Origin of the sequence: Paludisphaera mucosa (assembly GCF_029589435.1) — a bacterium.
In the GTDB taxonomy this organism is placed as follows: Bacteria; Planctomycetota; Planctomycetia; order Isosphaerales; family Isosphaeraceae; genus Paludisphaera; species Paludisphaera mucosa.
This window is the reverse complement of record NZ_JARRAG010000002.1, coordinates 5,159,018-5,177,367: the sequence shown is the minus strand read 5'-3', so window position 1 is coordinate 5,177,367 and position 18,350 is coordinate 5,159,018. Positions and strand designations below refer to the sequence as shown.

General features: G+C 71.0%; 17 protein-coding genes. 10 read left to right on the top strand and 7 right to left on the bottom strand.

Features of this window, described 5'->3' with window-relative positions:
* Positions 1-114 precede the first annotated feature (114 nt).
* The 3 genes from PZE19_RS29935 (at position 115) to PZE19_RS29925 (ending at position 4,674) form a co-directional block, all read left to right on the top strand.
* Positions 115-2,181 (top strand): coiled-coil domain-containing protein, encoded by a 2,067-nt coding sequence (locus tag PZE19_RS29935; protein WP_277864274.1) that lies wholly within the window; start codon positions 115-117, stop codon positions 2,179-2,181.
* 37 nt (positions 2,182-2,218) lie between these two features.
* The gene (locus tag PZE19_RS29930) at positions 2,219-4,138 is read left to right on the top strand and encodes a mechanosensitive ion channel family protein (protein WP_277864273.1); all 1,920 of its coding nucleotides are present in this window, start codon (positions 2,219-2,221) and stop codon (positions 4,136-4,138) included.
* 116 nt (positions 4,139-4,254) lie between these two features.
* Complete coding sequence (locus PZE19_RS29925) at positions 4,255-4,674, top strand: hypothetical protein (protein WP_277864272.1); 420 nt, start codon at positions 4,255-4,257, stop codon at positions 4,672-4,674.
* Between the two features lie 58 nt (positions 4,675-4,732).
* Here PZE19_RS29925 and PZE19_RS29920 read toward each other — a convergent pair whose 3' ends face one another.
* The 3 genes from PZE19_RS29920 to PZE19_RS29910 form a co-directional block, all read right to left on the bottom strand.
* Positions 4,733-5,215: a ferritin-like domain-containing protein gene (locus PZE19_RS29920; protein ID WP_277864271.1), complete on the bottom strand. Its 483-nt coding sequence runs from the start codon at positions 5,213-5,215 to the stop codon at positions 4,733-4,735.
* Between the two features lie 130 nt (positions 5,216-5,345).
* On the bottom strand, positions 5,346-7,100 hold the full coding sequence (dacB, locus tag PZE19_RS29915) for a D-alanyl-D-alanine carboxypeptidase/D-alanyl-D-alanine endopeptidase (RefSeq protein WP_277864270.1): 1,755 nt from the start codon (positions 7,098-7,100) through the stop codon (positions 5,346-5,348).
* A 333-nt stretch (positions 7,101-7,433) separates the two neighbouring features.
* Positions 7,434-7,709 (bottom strand): hypothetical protein, encoded by a 276-nt coding sequence (locus PZE19_RS29910; RefSeq protein ID WP_277864269.1) that lies wholly within the window; start codon positions 7,707-7,709, stop codon positions 7,434-7,436.
* Between the two features lie 831 nt (positions 7,710-8,540).
* On the opposite strand from PZE19_RS29910, the gene PZE19_RS29905 reads away from it, so the two are divergent.
* Both PZE19_RS29905 and PZE19_RS29900 read left to right on the top strand, forming a co-directional pair.
* Positions 8,541-9,533 (top strand): aldose 1-epimerase, encoded by a 993-nt coding sequence (locus PZE19_RS29905; RefSeq protein WP_277864268.1) that lies wholly within the window; start codon positions 8,541-8,543, stop codon positions 9,531-9,533.
* A gap of 117 nt (positions 9,534-9,650) precedes the next feature.
* Positions 9,651-10,160, top strand: a complete 510-nt coding sequence (locus PZE19_RS29900; RefSeq protein WP_277864267.1) for a hypothetical protein — start codon at positions 9,651-9,653, stop codon at positions 10,158-10,160.
* 24 nt (positions 10,161-10,184) lie between these two features.
* On the opposite strand, the gene PZE19_RS29895 is transcribed toward PZE19_RS29900, so the two are convergent.
* Entirely contained in the window at positions 10,185-11,648 is a 1,464-nt protein-coding gene (locus PZE19_RS29895) for a glycoside hydrolase family 10-like protein (protein WP_277864266.1), read from the bottom strand.
* 141 nt (positions 11,649-11,789) lie between these two features.
* Between PZE19_RS29895 and PZE19_RS29890 the strand changes: the two genes are divergently transcribed.
* From PZE19_RS29890 to PZE19_RS29870, 5 genes are all read left to right on the top strand, one after another.
* Positions 11,790-12,152, top strand: a complete 363-nt coding sequence (locus PZE19_RS29890; RefSeq protein WP_277864265.1) for an ArsR/SmtB family transcription factor — start codon at positions 11,790-11,792, stop codon at positions 12,150-12,152.
* Complete coding sequence (arsM, locus tag PZE19_RS29885; RefSeq protein WP_277864264.1) at positions 12,149-13,021, top strand: arsenite methyltransferase; 873 nt, start codon at positions 12,149-12,151, stop codon at positions 13,019-13,021. Before PZE19_RS29890 ends, arsM begins: the two co-directional genes overlap by 4 nt.
* Positions 13,022-13,046: 25 nt before the next feature.
* Positions 13,047-14,024 carry a low molecular weight phosphatase family protein gene (locus tag PZE19_RS29880; protein ID WP_277864263.1) on the top strand — a complete coding sequence of 326 codons (978 nt, stop codon included), beginning with the start codon at positions 13,047-13,049 and terminating at the stop codon, positions 14,022-14,024.
* The gene (gene arsB / locus PZE19_RS29875) at positions 14,021-15,124 is read left to right on the top strand and encodes an ACR3 family arsenite efflux transporter (RefSeq protein ID WP_277864262.1); all 1,104 of its coding nucleotides are present in this window, start codon (positions 14,021-14,023) and stop codon (positions 15,122-15,124) included. Before PZE19_RS29880 ends, arsB begins: the two co-directional genes overlap by 4 nt.
* Positions 15,125-15,254: 130 nt before the next feature.
* Positions 15,255-15,419, top strand: coding sequence for a hypothetical protein (locus PZE19_RS29870; protein ID WP_277864261.1), 165 nt, complete (start codon positions 15,255-15,257; stop codon positions 15,417-15,419).
* A 7-nt stretch (positions 15,420-15,426) separates the two neighbouring features.
* Here the strand turns inward: PZE19_RS29870 and PZE19_RS29865 are convergent, their stop codons facing one another.
* The 3 genes from PZE19_RS29865 to PZE19_RS29855 form a co-directional block, all read right to left on the bottom strand.
* Positions 15,427-16,419: a nitrilase family protein gene (locus tag PZE19_RS29865; RefSeq protein ID WP_277864260.1), complete on the bottom strand. Its 993-nt coding sequence runs from the start codon at positions 16,417-16,419 to the stop codon at positions 15,427-15,429.
* A 67-nt stretch (positions 16,420-16,486) separates the two neighbouring features.
* Entirely contained in the window at positions 16,487-16,954 is a 468-nt protein-coding gene (locus PZE19_RS29860; protein WP_277864259.1) for a hypothetical protein, read from the bottom strand.
* 62 nt (positions 16,955-17,016) lie between these two features.
* Positions 17,017-18,075 carry a DUF1559 family PulG-like putative transporter gene (locus PZE19_RS29855; protein ID WP_277864258.1) on the bottom strand — a complete coding sequence of 353 codons (1,059 nt, stop codon included), beginning with the start codon at positions 18,073-18,075 and terminating at the stop codon, positions 17,017-17,019.
* Positions 18,076-18,350 lie beyond the last annotated feature (275 nt).

The following is an 18,350-nucleotide window of genomic DNA, read 5'->3' as shown; positions in this document are numbered from 1 at the left end:
ATCTCGGCTTGCCGGTCGCCGGGCCGACGGGTAGTCTACGCCCCGCCCGCCAAGGACTCCGGCCGGGCCGATTCGCGTCTTCACCCAGGACTTCTTCGGGAAGGATCCCGCGCGATGTCGCAATCCGAAACAGACCGCCGGCCCGTGCGGATCGACGTCCGCGCGGCGACGGCCGCGGCGATCGTCTTCGGCGTGCTCGGGGGCGGCGCCCAGACCCAGCAAGCGGGCAAGCCCTCCGCCGACGGCCCGACCCGCGAGGCCCAGGCCGTCGACAGGCCCGACCGGGACGGCGACGCCCTCCCCAGGCTCCCCGCCCCCGATCGCCCGGCGGCCGAGGCCCCGCCCCCGCCGGCCGCCAAGGCCCGGCCCAAGGTGGAGGCCGCCCCGGCCCCGAAGGCCGGCGAGACGCCCAAAGCGGCCGCCCCGAAGGACGAGCCCCGGGCCCCCGCTCCGGACCCGCCGGCCGCCCCCAAGGCCGCCGCGGACGCGGGCCTGCTCCAGCCCGAGGAGATCGAGGCGATCCGGGCCGACGCGGTCCAGCGGCTCAAGGCGCTGGCGCCCGCCGACGGCGGCGACGCCAAGGCCGACGGCGACCCCGCCAAGATCGACGACAAGGCCCTCGCCGACCTCCTCGAAGACCGTCGCCGACGGCTCGACGACTACGACAAGCTCGCCAAAGAGCTGGCCGAGATGACCGCCCCCGAGAACGGCCCCGACCGTCAGCTCGACGACGCCAAGGCCCAGCTCGCCGACGTCCAGGGCCGCCTCGACCAGCCGGTCGGCGCCCTGCTGCCCCCCCTGTTCACCCAGAAGGATGCGGTCGACCAGGCCGGGCGGGCGCAGATGCAAGAGGCCATCGAGGGCCTCCAGAAGGACATCAAGGCCTACCAGGACAAGCTCGCGACGTCGCCCCCCGAGCCCGAGAAGAAGGCCAAGGACGCGGTCGCCGGGCTGCGGACCGACCGCGACCGGATCGCCCAGGGGATCGCCGCGCTCAAGGCGCGCGACGCCTCGCGGGCCGCCGCCGCCGCCCCCAGGACGGCCGCCGAGCGGAAGGCGTTCGAGGAGCGGGGCGTCAACCTGCGCGTCGAGGCGAGCGTCGAGGACCTGCGGCTCCGGGTCGTCGAGCGGAAGATCGTCCGCACCGAGAAGCTGGCCGAGGTCGCCGGGGTCCGCCGCAAGGCCTGGGCCGCCCACGTCCGGCTCGGCAAGAAGGTCCTGGAGCCGGCCCAGGCCCGCTTCCGCCAGCTCGCCGAGGCCGCCGAGGGGGACCTCCGACGCAAGGCGGAGGCCGAGCAGGCCAAGGCCGGAGCCGCCCGCGACCCCATCGAGCGCTACCGCGCCGAGCGCCTGGCCGAATTGCTCGACCTGGAGGCCTCGGCGATCCGGGCCGAGCAGGCCGTGACCGCCGGATCGAAGCCCTCGCTCGAGGACATGCGCAGCCAGGCCAACATCGCCCGCGCCAACTTCGAGCGGATCAAGACCCTGATCGAGGGCGACGAGGACCGCCTCGGGCGGCTCGACGTCCTCAGCATCAACGCCGACTACCGCCGCCTGGAGCCCGAGCGCCGGCGGATCGAACGCGACGAGCGCGACGCCGTCGACAAGCGCCTGCGCGACTATGCGAACATGCTCACGAGCGTCGAGCTGAGCCAGATCGAGGACCGCCTCCTCGACCAGATCGACCTCGACGACCTGCAGGACAAGCTGACGCCCGACCGCCATCCCGAGGCCGTCGCGATCTGGAGGGAGCTGGAGGAGAAGCACACCGCCATCCTCGCCCGCCGCCGCGAGGCCCTCGAGAAGCTGGTCCGCAACGAGGAGGAGATCCTCGCCGAGATCGACCGCCGCCTGGGGACCCTGGAGGACGAGTCGAACTTCATCCGCACCCACCTCTTCTGGGTCCGCGACCAGGACCCGATCAGCCCGACCACCGTGGGCCTGGCCGCCGGCGAGGTCCGTCGGCTGACCCGGGTCTCGATCGGCCTGGCGCAGGACGCGGTGACGCCGGCGTCGTGGAAGCGGGCCGCGCCCGAGTTCCTGGCCGCGTCGGCCGTCGTCGTCGTCCTGCCGCTGGGCATCTTCCGCGTCCGTCGCGTCCTCAAGCGGCGGCTGTCGCAGGCGCTCCCCGGCTCGGGGGGCCTGAAGGTGGACATGAACCCGGTCGTGCGTGGGGGTTGAGCGTTCCCGTCCCGCTTCCGCGAGGGATTCCGTCGTCATGCTGGCTCTGCGATCCTTGCTGATGGGCGTGCTCTGGGCGTCGGCCTGGCCCCTGTACCTGGCGGCCGCCGCCCAGGTCGCGCGGCTCGGCCCCTGGCCGAAGTCGACGAGCGTCCTGGCCGCGACGATCCTCAACGCGGCGGCCATCGGCCTGTTCGCGCGGGGGCTGGGGAGCTGGTTCTTCAAGCCCGGCGGCTGGTGCGAGCGCTACCTCGACACGCCCCCCAGCGTGACCCGGCAGTTCCGCGGCGCGGGCCGGCTCCTGGTCGTCGCGGCGACGGCCCTGCTGGTCCCGATCCACATCTTCGCCAACGGCGAGGTCGCGCACCAGGGGACCGTCGTGACGGCCCCGGCGCTCTCGCGGTTCCTGTTCCTGGCCTTCGAGCTGATCGTGGTGGCCTCGCTGGCCTACCACCTGCGGCCCGGCTCGGCGCTCATGAGCTGGATCAACCCCGACTGCCCGACCGATCTCGCCGAGGCCGGATCGGACGCGGCGGGGGCGGCCCCGACGCCTTCGAACGGGACGACGGTCGTGGCGACGCCGCGGGCGTTCGGGGCGATGGGCCAGGCGTGGGTGACGTGGAGCTGCCGCCGCGCCCGGGCGATCGCCCGGCTGATCGTGGCCTTCGGGGTCCTGGTCGTGGTGCTCGACTTCCGGGGCTACAGCTTCGCGGCCGGCCGGCTGGCGGTCGGCGGGGTCGAGACCCTGGTCGTCTTCGCGATCGCCTGGGCGACCCACCGCGTGCTGACCCGGCTGATCGCCTGGCGGCTCCGGGCCGACGTCCGGACCAACCGCCTCTGGGCCTCGGCCGCGTCCTACCTGACCGCCCGGGCGAAGGGCGCCCGCGCCGCCGGGGCCGCCCCGGGCGAGCGGCCGGCCGAGGCCCCGGACCTCATGCTCAACGCCTCGCGGGCCTCGACGGTCGCGGTCGTCCTGCTGGCCCTGGGGATGCTGGGCTGGATCTGGGGCATCGACCCCGCCCTGCTCGACTTCCTCGCCAAGCAGCACGTCTGGTCGGACGCCGAGGGCCGGTCGGTCGTCATCGGCGACCTCGCCACGTCGCTGGCCGCGGTCGTCACCGGCGGCGTCGCCTGGCGGTACATGGCCGCCCTCTTCGCCTTCACCCTCTTCCGCAAGATGCCCGACGACCCGGGCGTCCGCTTCGCCGTCGTCACGCTCTGCCGCTACGCCATCCTCGCCGCCACCCTGCTCGTCGCCCTGGAGTCGGTCCACCTGAAGCTCGCGCAGATCAGCTTCATCCTGGCGGCGCTCGGCGTCGGCCTCGGCTTCGGCCTGCAAGAGGTCGTCTCCAACTTCATCTGCGGCCTGATCCTGCTGCTGGAGCGGCCGATCCGCATCGGCGACGTCGTCTCGGTCGGCGGGACCACCGGAAAGGTCGACCGGATCAACACCCGGTCCACCACGATCATCAACGGCGACAACCAGTGCATGATCGTCCCCAACCGCGAGCTGATCACCGGCAAGCTCGTCAACTGGACGCATAAAGACAAGATCATGCGCGTCGGCGTCCGGGTCGTCGTCGCCCACGACTCCGACGTCGAGGACGTGACCGATCTGCTGCTGACGATCGCCAAGAACGACTTCGACGTGCTCTCCAAGCCGGCCCCCTCGGCGCTGCTGGAGGACCTGGCCGAGTCGGGCATGGTCTTCGGGCTGTCCGTCTACGTCGCCGACCCCGGCCTGATGGGGGGCGCCAAGCACCGGATCTGCAAGGCGATCCGCGAGCGCTTCGCCCAGAGCAAGATCGCCCTGGCGGGCCCCCCGCGCGAGGTCACGGTCGCCGGCGGCCCCGACGAGCTGGTCCGGCTCATCAGCGGCCGCCGCCACCGCGGCGACGGAGCCGGCCCCGCCGGCCAGCCGCACCGCGCCGAGGCCCGCGCCGGCGTCGACGACTGAACCCCGACCGGACGGGTCCGCCGTGGCCGGCGGGCCCCCCGAGCCGGTAGGATCGGCGTCGACCGGGACGTCCGCGCCGCCTTCCGGCGGCCGCGACGATCCCGCGGGAGTCGCCGATGCGAAAGTCCTCCGCGGTCGCCGCCCTCGTCCTGATCGGCTGCCTGTCGATCGCCCTGCTCGAAGCCGTCCGGGCGCAGGACGCGAATCCCGCCCCCGATCCGGCCGGGCTCGTCGGCACGTGGGTCGTCGACCTGCGACCGAAGCCGGCGGACCAGCCGTACCTCAAGGAGTTCGTCGTCGCCGCCGTGGCCGACGGCGGCCTGGCCGGCACGTTCTACGACAGCGAGGTCGAGGACGGCCGGACGAACGCCGACTGGGGCGCGGTCCATTTCGCGTTCACCACGACCGACCCCGGCGGCGGGACGTACAACACCTCCGGCAAGCTGGTCGGCGACGCGCTGGAGGGGACCACCCACTCGCTGGGGCGCAAGTTCCTCAGGGTGTGGAAGGCCGCGCGCAAGCCGAAGTCGAGTTGATCACGCGCGGGAAGCGGCCGCGCCCTTACGAAGGCCGCCGCTTCCCCGGGGCCGCGCCTCAGGCGCGTTCGCTCGGCTCGCTGACGTCCGGGACGTCGATGCCCAGCGCGGTGGCGAGGTCCATCTGATGCTCCTGCTCCTGGACCAGGATGGAGCGGATCTCCTCGGCCATGGCGTACTCGCCGAGGGCCTCGCACTGGCGGACGCGGCGGCGGTAGTTGCGGATCGTCTCGTTCTCGTTGTCGAGGTCGAACCGGAGCATGTCCTCGGCCTTCTCGGAGGTCTTGACCTCCTTGGGGACCACGGTCGGCATGCCGCCCAGGTAGTCGATCTGCTTGGCGATCCGCAGGGCGTGATCGAGCTCCTCCGCGGCGTGCAGCTCCAGCTCGCTGGCGATCGCCATGTACTGGGCGCCCTTGAGCACCTGCGAGTAGTTGACGTAGGCGATGATCGCCTGGTACTCGCGCGCCAGGTCCTCGTTGAGCAGGTCGATGAGCTGGGCGCGCGTCAGCTTGGCCTCGGCCGAGGGTGCGTCGGACATGGTGTCTCCCGTTTCGTTCGCCGCGGAATGCGTACAAGCCCGGCGCGCCGCCCCGGGCGATGGGGCGGCGGTCGGGTTCCCGGGAGTTTCGGGAGCGAATCGCGGGCCGAACGGGAGGCTTTCCGCGGGCTCATTTGCCGCCGACGGGGCGATCGGCCGGGGCCGGCCCGGGTGCGGGCCCGTCGCCGAGGTAGAACGCCTCGCAGAGCTTGCCCAGCACCTTGCCGACGTCGGAGGTGGTCGGGACCTTGCCGTCCTTCGAGTCGAGGATCACGTTGTTGAGGAAGAAGGCGATGACGAGCGGCCGGCCCGAGGCCGTCTCCATGTAGCCCGCGAGCGCCTTGCTGGTGAGCAGCCGCTTGCCGATCAGGGCGTCGTTGACGAACATCGTCCCGGTCTTGGCGCGGGCGTGCCCCCGCGCCGGGCTGTCCTCGGGGACGGCCTTGGCGAGCGTGCCGTCGCGGCCCAGGATCGGCAGCGCGGCGTCGTAGGCGGCGAAGTCCGGGCGGGCGGCCATGGCCCGCAAGAGGGTCGTGGCGGCGCGGGGCGTGACCATGTCGGCCCACATCCCCCCCGCCCCGCCGCCGAACGAGACGGCGAGCGGATCCAGCCCCAGGCCCTTGAGGATCTCGCCCTCGCGCTTCAGGCCGGCGGCCAGCGTGCGGTCTCCTTTGCGGACGGCCAGCAGCAGCGGCAGGGTGCTGGCGTGGAGGTTGTGGCTCACCTTCAGGATGACCCGGGCGAACTCCCGGAACGGCGGCGAGGTGTACTCGGCCACCTTGGGGAGGCTCGCCAGCGTCGCCGGGGGCGGCAGGTCGGCCTCGGGGTTCTCGGCCAGCGGCGACGCCGAGACCTCCACCCCGTGCCGCCGCAGCGCCTCGATCAAGAGCGTGCGGGCGAACGAGGCCGGGTCCTCGATCTCGACCGTGTCGACGAGCGGCTCGGGCCCGACCGGGACCCGGCCCCGGACCTGCAGCCGGCGCGGGCCGACGAACGAGGCGCGGATGCGGGGCTCGCCGTCGGCCGCGGTCTCGACCTGGGCGTCGACCGCGACGTACTGGGTCGCCGGCGAGATCGCCACCGTCGCCGGGTCGCCGGCCGCCTTGCCGGGCGTCGCCACGACGTCGATCAGGTTGTCGTTGATCATGATCGGCGAGATCTTCTCGGGCCCGCTCCCCGAGCTGGGCGCCCGCTCGAACAGGCGGGCGTCGACGATCACCTCGCCGGCGATCTTCTTGATCCCGGCCGCCTGGATCTCGCGCGCCAGGTGCTCCAGGCCGGCCAGCGGGTCGCACTTCACCAGGACCTCGGCCGCCTTGCCCCCCGACGTGTAGATGTGGTCCTCGTCCGCGAACAGGAGCTTGCCGTCGGGGCCCGTCCGCCCGCCCATCGCGGGGTCGCCCTGGGCGATCAGGATCAGGTCGCCGCCCAGCGTCCCCTGGTCGTCGACGTTCCCCCGCCGCACCACGGGCGTCTGGAACCGGTAGTCGGCCCCCAGCTCGACCATCGCCGCCGCCGTGGAGAAGAGCTTCGCCACCGACGCCGTCCCGAACAGCTCGTCCGGGTTCTTGTCGTAGACCGTCTCGCCCGTCTTGGCGTCGACGACCAGGATCCCCCAGTGGGCGTTCCGGTAGCCGGGCGTCTCCAGCACCGCCTTGACCCGGTCGTGCAGCGTGGTCGCCGCGGCCGCGGGCCCCGGCGCGGGCGGGCCCGACGCGGCCGGCGGCTTGGGGGCCGGCTCCCGCAGCGGCTTGGGAGCCTCCTGCGCCCGCGACGGGGCGGCGATCAGCCCGACCGTCGCAACCCCCAGCGCGACGAGGGCCCCGAACCGCCCCGAACCCGCCCGCGAAACCCGCCCCTGCGGAGTGATCCCGGCCTGCTGCATCGCTGGTCCCCCGTCCGTAACCTCGAAGTCGCCCCCCTCGACGGCCGGACCAGTATAGCGAAACCGACTCCTCTCGGCATCCGCCCCGCCTAGGATCCGGCGCGCGCGAGGTGCATCGAGGCCAAACGGCGGGATCGATCAGGGCTCCAGCCCGTGACGACTCAGCCTTCGTACGTCGGGAGAAGGAGCGCGAAAGCTACGGGCGGGACAGCCGAATTCGCGGATGATCCGACGAGGTCGACGTCGCAAGGTCGTCGAGCGAGATGGGGGGATTCCGCGGGCCGATCGAGATCGGACGCGCACGGTGCGAGTCGAGATGGAGAGAGGCCGTTCTCAGCGGACGAGCTGGAGCTGCGTGGCCGAGATGAAGCCGTTGAGCATGCGACGGCCGAAGGCCCGGACCGGGCTGCCGTGGCAGGAGTTCTCGCTCAGGTCTTCGAGCCAGCCGTCGTCGGGGACGAGGGAAGACTGGGCCTCGACGAACACCAGCTCGCGGGGACGGCCCTTGGGGGCCACCTGGAGGACCACGCGCGTCGAATCGTCGTCGACGCCGCAGGGCTCCACCCAGGAGTCGATGATCGCGCCACTGACTTCGAAGTCGGATTCCATTCGAAGCTCCTCATCCCGGGTCGGCCCGACCGATCCCTCGCCGGCGGCGGGACGCTCGATGCGTTTCCGCCCTCGCTTGACTACATCCATCATAGCAGCCTCGCGTCGCTGGTCAACAGAGACTTGGGGTGATCTTCGAAGATTCTCCCGTGCGGACATCGGCCGCCTCCCGTCGCTCGCGACCTCGCGTGATGCGTATATCACCACGCCGCGCTGATTCGGACTCACGCTGACCGGCGGCGTCCGGAGAAATCCGGACCTATTCCTGTACTTGATTTGCTTGGACGAAGGAATACGTCGGCGAAACCCGCAAGCATGGCGCCAAGGACGTTCAATGAGGTGTATTTTCTGATTTTTCCCCGATTTGCGTCGGAGTGCCAGCCCACCTCGCCTATCGGCGCGACCGCCTCCGCAACGGAACTCCGTCCCATCGGATTGCGACCTTGCTATCCAATATGTGTAACATCGCAGGAGGCTCAGAGCAATTCTCTTCTCTGGCGTCTTCTAGAATACTCGTCGAGAAAGTCGCTTGGCGGCGACTTTGCGTCATCCCGAGACGACGGCCGAGAGGGCTACCTGGCTTTCTTGAGCTAAATATCCCCAGGCTTCGACGTACTCGGGCCCGATCGCGAACCGCGCCGGGGGCGGGGAATATTTCGCTTGGCGGGCGACGCCGGGCGCGTCAGGATCGCGGGAAGGTCGTGGCCGACGGATGTGCGAAAGGCTTCCCACTCGCGAGGCGGCCTGGGCAACTTTTTCAACGCCGGCGGCGAATTTTGAATTCGACGGCCGATTCGCAGACGACGACGGTCGAAGACCGAGGAGGGTCGCGTGGGGTTTCGCGTCGATGTGGAAAAGCGGGACGGTCGGGACGTCTACACCATGCGGGACGACGTATCCGGGGCCTCGGCCTCGGTCTTGCCCTCGTACGGCTTCAACCTGTTCGACCTCCGGCTGCCGGTCGCGGGCGAGGTCCGGCCGGTGATCGTGTCGGATCCGACCTTCGCCGAGGCCCCCAGCCGCGCCGGGGGGAACGGCACGCCGATCCTCTTCCCGTTCCCGAACCGGATCCGCGGGGGCGCCTTCCAGTTCGAGGACAAGCGGTACGTCATCCCCACGAACAACGGGGGCAACGCCATCCACGGCTTCGCGATCGACGTCCCCTGGGACGTCGTCGAGCACAAGGCGACGCCCAACGGCGCGGTGGTGGAAGGCCGGTTCCAGCTCTCGGTCCACGCGCCCGGGCACATCGACCACTGGCCGACCGACGCCGTCCTCTACGTGCGTTACACGCTGGCGGGCCGCACGCTGACGATGACGTCGACCGTCTCCAACCCGACGGCCGTCGACCTGCCCTACGGCTTCGGCATCCACCCCTATTTCCGGCTGCCGTTCGCGCCCGGCGGCGACCTGGCGAAGACCAAGATCATCCTCCCGGCCTCGAAGTACTGGCCCTTGAAAGACTTCCTGCCGACGGGCGCGGTCTCCGAGATCTCCGACCGCCTCGACTTCCGCAAGGGGAAGGCGATCGAGGGGCTGATGCTCGACGACGTTTTGACGGCCCTCGAGCACGTCGACGGCGCGGGGACCTGCCGGCTGCTGGACCTGGAGAAGAACGGCGAGTTCCAGCTCGGCTTCGACGACGCCTTCCGCGAGCTGGTGGTCTACACGCCGCCGGGCAAGCACGACGTGATCGCGATCGAGCCCTACACCCAGGCGACCGACGCGATCAACCTCCAGCCCCGGGGTTTCGACGCCGGCCTGCGCGTGCTCGGCCACGGCGAGGAGCAGGTGCTCACGCTGACCATGCGCACCGTCGGCTGAGCCGTCGCCGACGCGGAGGGCAGATCGACTTGGCCGGGGGCCGGGCCGCCGGTTATCCTGGGACGACCCGGCCAGCGCACCAACCACCGACCGCCCCCGACCCATGAGGATCTGCACATGGAGGCGAACCCCGACTCCGGCCCCGCCGACGTCGACGCCATGCGGCTCGACGTCCTGCGGCGCGCCGTCGAGGTCTATTTGAAGGTCGCCTACCCCTCGGGAGACTACCCCGAAAGCGTCCGCCGGCGCACCACCTGGGCCGAGGGCCTCGCCCCCCACGAGTTGCTCGCCAAACCGCCCTTCGAACGCGCGGGCAAGACCCCCGGGGCGCAGTCGCCGATCTTCGCGCTGCGGCTGGGGAACCTCCGCTACCCTCACATGAAGCTGCAGTTCCAGCCCTGGAACAACGCCGAGGGCCTCATGCTCTCGGTCAACACCCACGACCAGGTCGCCGGCCTCGACCTCGCCGCCGCCGACGTCGACGCCTTCAAGCACCTGCAGGCGGAGAACCAGCACCTCAAGGAAGCCATCGAACAGGCCTGGGAAGCCGACGGCCTCCCCACCTTCCTCAACTTCCTCCGCACCTACATCGAGAGCCGAACCGAGGCCGAAGAGCCGGCGGAATAGTCCGAAGCCCGATCCTCGAGGTCGTCAGCGTCCCGCCCTGGCGGGTTCCAGCGTGACGTTCGGGCCGGCGACGCCGGTGCGGCTCACGGGGGTGACGACGATCTCGTCGGCGTCGTTCGGGGCGTCCAAAGGTCGGGAGGAGGTCTGGATCCGGGTCGTCCAGGCGTCGCCTTTGCGGGATTGCACGGCCCACCAGGCGGTCGGCTCGCCGGGGGTCGGACGGATCGGGAGGCCGGGGGCGGCGGGGGCCCTGTCGCCGAGCCAGGGGGACGCGGGGACCAGGGCTGGCTCGCGGAAGAGGCCCTCGGCGAGCGTCGCGGCGATCCCCCGGCGGTCCTGGAGCACGGGTTTCATGCTGAACAGGACGACGCCGTCGTCGCCGGGTGCCTCGCGGATGATCTTGATCTGGTTGAGGATCTCTTCGGGCTCGTAGCCCTGACCCGGCTGGCGGCCGACCCGGCTGACGCTCAGGCCGGGCCAGACGTGGCGGCCCTTGGCGTTGATCGCGATCCAGTAGTCCAGTAACGGCCGGAAGGGCTGGCCGGGGGCGTCGATCTTCCAGTAGAGCTGGGGCGTCCAGTAGTCGACCCAGCCCGAGGCCAGCCAGGTCTCGGTGTCGGCGTAGAGCTTGGCGTACTGGTCGAAGCCGACGACGCCGGCCGGCTTGCCCGGGCGGGGGATGCCGAACGGGCTGATCCCGAAGAGGACGTGGGGCTTGGCCCGCTTGATCTCCTCGTAGAGGCCGCGGATCAGCCGGCTCATGTTGTCGCGTCGCCAGTCGGCGCGGGCGGCGGGGTCGCCGCCGGGATGCTCGCGGCCCCAGCTCGCGTCGTCGGGGAAGTCGATCTCGGCCTTGGTCGCCGGGTCGGCGACGGGATAGGGGTAGAAGTAGTCGTCGAGGTGGATGCCGTCGACGTCGTAGCGACGGACGACGTCCAGCACCACTTCGAGCGTCTGCGCCCGCGCCGAGGGCTCGCCGGGGTCCATCCACAAGAGGTCGCCGTACGCCCGCACCCGCTCGGGATGGGCCTTCGAGACGTGCGACGCGGCGGCCTCGTACTTCGCGTTCGCCTGCTTCGCGCGGAAGGGGTTGAACCAGGCGTGGAGCTGGAGCCCGCGGGCGTGGGCCTCGTCGACCCAGAACGTCAGGGGGTCGTAGTAGGGCTCGGGGGCCTGTCCCTGCACGCCGCTCAGGTAGTACGACCAGGGCTCGAGCTTCGAGTCGTAGAGCGCGTCGGCCGCGGGGCGGACCTGGAAGATCACCGCGTTGAAGTGCGACGCCGCCAGGCGGTCGAGGATCGCCCGGGCCTCCTCCTGCTGCACGCCCGACGGCAGGCCCGGCTTGCTCGGCCAGTCGATGTTGGCCACCGTCGCCACCCACGCCGCGCGGAACTCGCGGGGGATGGGCGGCGGGGCCGGCCGGGCCGCGGCGGCCTGCGGGGGAGACGCGGAGAGGGCGCAACAGGCCAGCAAGGCGGCGATCGACACCGGACTACGCTCCTTTCCAGGCGGGGCGGACGGACGATCCGCCGATTGTAACGCCCCCCGCCCGTCGGCACGAGATCGCGACGGTCGCGACTTGACACGGATACACGATCTTGTGTAATAATGAATCGCGGAGGTGAAGCGATGGCGAAGCGATCGATCGAGGTCCTGAACGACGCGTGCTCGACCCGGCCGGCGCTGGAGGAACGGCCGCTGCTGTCGTTCGTCGAGGCCGTGAAGGTGATGGCGCTGTTCAAGATGCTGTCGAACGACACGCGCATCCGGATGCTGCACCACCTGGTGCGCAGCGGCGAGTCGACGGTGACGGACCTGGCCCGGACGCTGGCGATGAAGCCGCAGGCGGTCTCGAACCAGCTGCAGCGGCTCTCCGACACGGGGGTCGTGGCGTCGCGGCGGGACGGCAACAACGTGTTCTACCGCGTGGCGAACGGATGCGTCGCGCCCCTGCTGGATCGGGCCCTGTGCCTGATGGAGGACGAGCGATGAGCAAGTCGATCGAGGCGGTGGTGCGGGAGAAGTACGGGGCGATCGGCGCGGGCGGGCTGTCGAGCGACCACGACGGGGTCCGGGGCGTGGCCGAGGCCTTCGGCTACACGGCCGAGGAGCTGGCGTCGATCCCGGCCGAGGCGAACATGGGCCTGTCGTGCGGCAACCCGACGGCCACGGCCAACCTGCGGCCGGGCGAGGTCGTCGTCGACCTGGGCTCCGGCGGCGGGCTCGACGTCTTCCTCGCCGCCAAGAAGGTCGGGCCGACGGGCCGGGCGATCGGGATCGACATGACGCCCGAGATGCTGGAGCGGGCCCGCGCCGGGGCCGCGCGGATGGGCCTGGCGAACGTCGAGTTCCACCAGGCGACGATCGACGCGCTGCCGCTGCCGGACGCCTCGGTCGACTGCGTGATCTCCAACTGCGTCATCAACCTGGCGACCGACAAGCCGGCCGTCTTCCGCGAGATCTTCCGCGTGCTGAAGCCCGGCGGCCGGGTCGCGGTCTCGGACATCGCGCTCAAGCGGCCGCTGCCGCCCGAGATCGCCGACGACGTGATGGCGTACGTCGGCTGCATCGCCGGGGCCGTGTCGATCGAGGAGTACGTCGCCGGCCTGCGGGCGGCCGGCTTCCGCGACGTCGCGGTGATCGACGCCGGCAAGGACCTCAACGCCTACGCCCAGGTCGAAGGCCAGGCGGGCTGCTGCGCCCCGCCGACCCCGACGACGGGGCTCGACGTGGTCGAAGCCTCGTGCTGTACGCCTGCGGCCGCCGGCAACGACGTCCACGGCGGCTTCGTCGAGTTGGTGGGGAAGTACGACCTCAACGCGTTCGCGGCGAGCGTGAAGGTCTATGCCGTCAAGCCTTGAAGACTCCCAAGGAATCTCTCCGACCATGCACCTCATCCTCGCCTTGCTCGTCCTCTCGGCCCAGCCGGACGCCCCCGACGTCGGCTCGCTCGTGCGATCGCTCTGGCTCGTGCAGCGTCACGGCTCCCCCGAGGGGACGAGCCCCGCGAACGATCAGCGCGTGAAGGCGGCCCTCTCGAAGGCACTCGCCAAGGACGGAATCATCACCCTCTCGGAGCTTGGAAACTTCATGGACCGTGAAACGTTCGACCAGCTCGCGGGGGCCGACGCGAAGCTCGATCCGGCCGAGATCGCGCGGGCCGTGGACGCGGCGACGCCCGAGAGCCGGACGAGGCTCGCGGCGAAGCTCAGGGAGCACGCCGACTACCTCAGCACCACCCTCGACATGATGGCGGAGCCGCACCGCGAGGCCGGCGAGCGGCTCGCCCGCTGGATCGCGGCGAACTACGAGCCCGGCAAGCCGCTCCACGTCACGGTGATCTGCACCGGGAATTCCCGGCGGAGCATCCTGGGGTCGTCCATGGGCAACCTGGCGGCCGCCTACTACGGGCTGCCCGAGGTCCGCTTCCACAGCGGCGGCACGGCCCCCACGGCGTTCAACCCGCGGACCGTCGCGGCCTTGCGGGCGGTCGGCTTCTCGGTCGAGCCCACGGGCGCCGAGGCCGAGCGGGGCGAGCCGAAGACGGAGAATCCCATCTACCGCGTCTCGTGGGGCGAGGGCTTCGAGGCCGAGGAATTCTCGAAGCGCTACGACGTCGCGGGCAACCCGCAGGGCGGCTTCGCCGCGCTGATGGTGTGCAGCGAGGCCGACGCCGGCTGCCCGTTCGTCAAAGGCGCGGCCCTGAGGCTCTCGACGCCCTACCTGGACCCGAAGATCTACGACGACGGGGCGTACGAGGCGGCCAAGTACGCCGAGCGACGCGACGACGTCGCGCGGCTCATGCTGGCCGCGTTGATGCAGGCCCGCAGCGAACTGGCCGCGAAGCCATCGAGGGGCCGATGAACGCCGCCGTGGAAACGCGTCGGCCCGGGTCGGGAGGGCGCCTGTCGTTCCTCGACCGATACCTGACGCTCTGGATCTTCCTCGCGATGATCTCGGGCGTCGCGCTCGGGAACTTCGCCCCATCGGTCTCCGAGGGCGTTATGCGGCTCTCAGTGGGGACGACGTCGATCCCGATCGCGGTCGGGCTCATCCTCATGATGTACCCGCCGCTCGCCAAGGTCCGCTACGAGCGACTGCCCGAGGTCTTCCGCAATACGCGGGTGCTGGGGCTCTCGCTCCTGCAGAACTGGGTGATCGGGCCGTTGCTCATGTTCGGCCTGGCTTCGGCTTTCCTCTCGGACAAGCCCGAATACGCCATCGGCCTGATCATGATCGGCCTGGCCCGCTGCATCGCGATGGTCATCGTCTGGAACGACCTGGCCAGGGGCGACTCCGACTACGCGGCGGGCCTGGTGGCGTTCAATTCGGTCTTCCAGGTGCTCTTCTATCCGATCTACGCCTGGCTCTTCGTGAAGGTCCTGCCGCCGCTCGTGGGCGTCCAGTTCGGCGACGTGGACCTCTCACGGATCACCGTCGGGGCGATCGCCCAGAGCGTCTTGCTCTACCTGGGCGTGCCGTTCCTGGCCGGGATGCTCACCCGGCTCGTGCTCGTCAAGGCCAGGGGGCGGGACTGGTACGATACGAAGTTCATCCCGGCCGTCAGCCCCATGACGCTCGTCGCGCTGCTCTTCACCATCGTGGTCATGTTCTCCCTTCAAGGGGCGAACATCGTGAAGGCGCCGCTCGACGTCCTCCGCATCGCGATGCCGCTGCTCATCTACTTCGTCGCCATGTTCCTTCTTTCGTTCTGGATGGGACGGAAGCTCGGGGCGGATTACGCGAAGACGGCGACGCTAGCCTTCACGGCGGCTTCGAACAACTTCGAACTCGCCATCGCCGTGAGCGTCGCGGTCTTCGGCATCGACTCGGGGGCCGCGTTCGCCGCGGTGATCGGTCCGCTCGTCGAAGTGCCGGTGCTCATAGCCCTGGTCAACGTCGCGTCATCCTTCCAGCGGAACTTCTTCGCCTCGCCCGGGCTGCAGCCCCCGAGGGGCATCTGAAAGCGAGCCGACCGTGTCCTTTGCAGGTTCCCGGGCCTCCCTCACGGGGCCGCCGGCCCACGCGTTCGTCACACTGAATTTCGAATACGAGCCTTCCACTCGGGCGGCGGGCGGCGAGCCGCTCCATTCCATGGAGGTCCGAGCCCAGCTGCCGATCCCCTCGGTGGGCGAGGTGATCGTGGTCCCCGACGATCGGGGAGGCTCGTCGGGATACGAAGTCCTGGCGAAGCGCCTCTCCTATCGGAGCGACTCGCGGTGCGTCGTGACCCTCAGGGTCTCCGCCTCGGACGCGTGACGCGAGGTCAGGACGCCGGCCCGGGCGCGGGCCTCTCGACGTGCTCGCGCGAGAACCGCGCGGCGCGGGGGTCCAGCTCGTGGCCGAGGCGCTCGGTCAGCAGGCCGTAAAGCTCGGGGCGGCGGCCGCGGATCCAGCGGCGGCCGGTGCAGAGGGGGAGGAGGTCGAGGTCCAGGTCGGCGACGACCAGGCGGTCCTCGGCCTTCCAGGTCTCGGCGAGGATGCGGCCGTAGGGGTCGAGGATCATGGCGTTGCCGGTCCGCACCTCGCCGGCGTCCTCGCCCACGCCGTTGCTGAAGAGGATGAAGTAGCCGTTGTCGTGGGCCCGCGCCGGCAGCCAGCGGAGCAGCCATTCCCGCCCCTTGGGGCCGCGGAACTCGCGCTCGATCGCCTCCGGGTCGGCCTCGCGACGCTCCCACAGGGCGGGGTCGATCAGGCCCATCGCGTGCGGGCTGCGCGAGTCGCAGCCGCCGGTCTGGTGGGGGGCGAGCAGGACGTCGGCCCCCAGCAGCGCCGTGGCCCGGGCGTTCTCGACGATGTTGTTGTCGTAGCAGATGAGGACGCCCACCCGAACGCCCCAGGGGGTGTCGAACACGGTGTAGCGGTCGCCGGCGGCGATGTGCTCGCTCTCGAAGGCGTGGATCTTGCGGTGGCGGTGGACCGCGCCGTCGGGCAGGGCCACGACGTACGTGTTGAACAGCCGGCCGTCGTCGCCGCGCTCGATCAGGCCGGCCCCGATCGCCATCCCGGACGCCTCCGCCAGCGCGCGGATCCGGAGCGACGAGGGGCCGTCGGGGACCGGTTCCGCGAGCGCCTCCAGGCCCGGCCGGTCGAGCCGGGTGGCGTGCCAGTAGCCCGTCAGGCACATCTCCGGGAAGGCGAGGACCTTCACCCCCCGGCCGCGGGCCTCGGCGACGAAGCGCTCGACGACCGAGAGGTTGTACGCCTTGTCGCTCGGGCGGTGCCGGAACTGGACGACGCCGCAGGTCAGGACGGCCATGGACGGGCCCGCCGGGGTTGCAGGAAGTCGGTCGACGCGACGCCGTCGTCGGGGTCGCGGGGCGGGGTCACAGCTCGACGTCGATCGGCCGCTCGCCGCTCTCGATGAAGGTCCGCTTGACGTTGGGCCTGAGGCGCATCCCGTCCCCCGCCCTGACGGCGGCCTTGACGGCGGCCGACTTCGCGACGGCCTTGTCGAGGGACTTGCCCTCGGCGGCCGGCGCGTCGGTCGGGGCGGCGATCTCGCGGCTCCGGATCGAGATCTTATTCTCGCCGTAGAGGGTCGTCACCGTATAGGCCCCGTCGGGGCCGATGGCCGCCGAACGGATCGGGGCGAACTTGCGCTTGACGTTCGAGGGGTCGAACAGGATCTCGCCCCCGCCCGCCGGCCGGCCGTGGATCTTCACCGTCCCCCGGACCGTGACCTCCGCCGTCGAACCGGAGACCGCCGGCGCGCTCGTCTCGCAGCCGGCCGAGAGCAGGCAGGCGGCCAGCGAGGCCGTCGCCGCGAGGGCTTTGCAGGTTCTGCGTGACATCGACACGGACGTCTCCGAGGCTGAGGCGGGGTCGGGCGGGATCGGGCGACGGGCCGCTCGACTCAGAGCGCGTCGGCCGAGACGATCTCGCCGCCGGCCATCGAGGCCAGGCCCCACCAGACGGGGAGGCTGACCGAGTTCTTGACGCTGCGGACGGAGCCGTCGGCCATGCCGACGTTGACCAGGCCGGGGTGGCGGCTGCTGGCGGTCGCGGCGAAGCCGCTGTTGCCGAAGGCACAGCTCCAGGTGTTGGGCGGCATCACGTGGCAGTACGAGCCGACGTTGGGCGCGCCGGCGTACCACTGGTAGCCGTGGCTCCAGAGCTGGAGGTTCGAGGCCGCCGTCGGGGCGTGCTGGTAGCAGACGTTGTAGTCGGCCTGGGGGTTGGGCGGGAAGGCCGGCCTCGTCCCCGTGGCGTCGCCGTTGGCCGAGGTGGGCCGGGCGTTGTCCCACAGGGCGTAATCGTCGTCGCCGACGCCGAGGACTTGCTCGCCGAACGCGGCCGTGTTGCTGGCGCCGTCGGTGATCATGGTCAGCTTGACGTGGGGGACGCTGGGCGACATGTAGTAGCTGGCGTACGACCGCCCCACCCCCGTCAGCGCCTGGGGCGCGTTGGCGTTGTTGGTGTTGTAGTAGTAGAACTCGTCGGCGGTCGCCCCGGCGCACATCATGTAGTTGGAATGGCCGTCGGCGTTGGTCAGCCGGTCGGCGTCGGAGGGGCAGAGGAAGGCCGACACCTGGATGCGGAAGGCCGTCGTGTTGTCGGGGTTGCCGGCCCACATGGCCATGCCGTTGTTGGCGAAGTTGATCGCGTCGAAGAGCGGCTGCTGCTCCAGCTGCGGCAGCAGCATGACGTGCGACGACCAGCCGTTGTAGGGCCCGGGGCCCTGGGCCCAGGGGAAGGCCTCGGCCTGCGCCGTCGCGTAGTTGTGCAGCGCCAGGCCGACCTGCTTGAGGTTGTTGACGCACTGGGCCCGGCGGGCCGCCTCGCGCGCCGCCTGGACGGCCGGGAGCAGCAGCGAGATCAGGACGGCGATGATCGCGATCACCACCAGCAGCTCGATCAGCGTGAAGCCGCGACGGCGCGCGACGGGCCGGGGGAGGGACGACTCCGGATGCATGGGCGATTCCATCGGGATGAGGACGAAGAAGATCCTCTCGCCAGGCCGGGGGCCGCCGCACCCGCGAGCAGGCGCGGGCCGTCGCGACGGTCCGATGGGCTGCGAAAGGAGGCGGCTCGCCGCCGGGATGCCGGGGCGACGGCCGCGAAGCCCTTAGGAGTTCGGCGGCATTCTAGGGGCGGGGGGCCCGGATTTCAACCGCCGCCGGGGCCGATTTCCACCACGTCGGCACCTATGTGAATGGATCCGGGTCGTCCCCAAGTCGCGGGCGCGGG

Coding starts and splice junctions, on each gene's coding strand:
- PZE19_RS29910 (WP_277864269.1), bottom strand. CDS start 7,709: ATGGAATCCGACTTCGAAGTCAGTGGCGCGATCATCGACTCCTGGGTG.
- PZE19_RS29880 (WP_277864263.1), top strand. CDS start 13,047: ATGCACCTCATCCTCGCCTTGCTCGTCCTCTCGGCCCAGCCGGACGCC.
- PZE19_RS29900 (WP_277864267.1), top strand. CDS start 9,651: ATGGAGGCGAACCCCGACTCCGGCCCCGCCGACGTCGACGCCATGCGG.
- PZE19_RS29930 (WP_277864273.1), top strand. CDS start 2,219: ATGCTGGCTCTGCGATCCTTGCTGATGGGCGTGCTCTGGGCGTCGGCC.
- PZE19_RS29860 (WP_277864259.1), bottom strand. CDS start 16,954: ATGTCACGCAGAACCTGCAAAGCCCTCGCGGCGACGGCCTCGCTGGCC.
- PZE19_RS29890 (WP_277864265.1), top strand. CDS start 11,790: ATGGCGAAGCGATCGATCGAGGTCCTGAACGACGCGTGCTCGACCCGG.
- PZE19_RS29870 (WP_277864261.1), top strand. CDS start 15,255: ATGGAGGTCCGAGCCCAGCTGCCGATCCCCTCGGTGGGCGAGGTGATC.
- arsM (WP_277864264.1), top strand. CDS start 12,149: ATGAGCAAGTCGATCGAGGCGGTGGTGCGGGAGAAGTACGGGGCGATC.
- PZE19_RS29855 (WP_277864258.1), bottom strand. CDS start 18,075: ATGCATCCGGAGTCGTCCCTCCCCCGGCCCGTCGCGCGCCGTCGCGGC.
- arsB (WP_277864262.1), top strand. CDS start 14,021: ATGAACGCCGCCGTGGAAACGCGTCGGCCCGGGTCGGGAGGGCGCCTG.
- PZE19_RS29865 (WP_277864260.1), bottom strand. CDS start 16,419: ATGGCCGTCCTGACCTGCGGCGTCGTCCAGTTCCGGCACCGCCCGAGC.
- PZE19_RS29925 (WP_277864272.1), top strand. CDS start 4,255: ATGCGAAAGTCCTCCGCGGTCGCCGCCCTCGTCCTGATCGGCTGCCTG.
- PZE19_RS29935 (WP_277864274.1), top strand. CDS start 115: ATGTCGCAATCCGAAACAGACCGCCGGCCCGTGCGGATCGACGTCCGC.
- PZE19_RS29920 (WP_277864271.1), bottom strand. CDS start 5,215: ATGTCCGACGCACCCTCGGCCGAGGCCAAGCTGACGCGCGCCCAGCTC.
- dacB (WP_277864270.1), bottom strand. CDS start 7,100: ATGCAGCAGGCCGGGATCACTCCGCAGGGGCGGGTTTCGCGGGCGGGT.